Origin of the sequence: Bacillus cereus group sp. BfR-BA-01381, from assembly GCF_022663555.1 — a bacterium.
Lineage (GTDB): Bacteria > Bacillota > Bacilli > Bacillales > Bacillaceae_G > Bacillus_A > Bacillus_A pacificus.
In genome coordinates, this window is sequence record NZ_JAKUFR010000224.1 from 1 (window position 1) to 457 (window position 457).

Genomic DNA, 457 nt, shown 5'->3' on the forward strand with positions numbered 1-457 from the left:
CAGCCGGATGTGTAATCAATTTATTATTTTTCACCATAAAGAAATTTGAATGACACCCTTCCGTTACAATTCCATCTCGTACTAATATCGCTTCTTGATAGCCTTGTTCGTTTATTTTATTTTTGATCATAATATTAGGTAGCAGGTTTAAGGATTTTATATGACAGAACTTCCAGCGTATATCCTCTTCTACAGTAACTTTTATTCCTCGTTCCATAGCCGTGATTGGCCTTGGAAAAGAAACAATGTTTGCAAAATATGTTGGTTGCATATTTGACTCATATACATGATTACGAGCTTGAGCACCTCTTGATATTTGCAAATATACATTACCATCTTCTTGAAATTTATTTTTTTCAATCATTTGATGTAACTCTTCCACTAACTCCTCCTTAGTAAACGGCGGAATTAGTTTTATTTCCTCCATAGAATGAAAGAATCGTTCTAAATGTAAATT

The 457-nt window shown here is 32.8% G+C and carries 1 protein-coding gene; it reads right to left on the bottom strand.

Annotated features, from left to right (window positions below):
- On the bottom strand, nt 1-457 hold a 457-nt coding region (locus MR079_RS28410; protein ID WP_242295090.1), incomplete at both ends, for an aminotransferase class IV.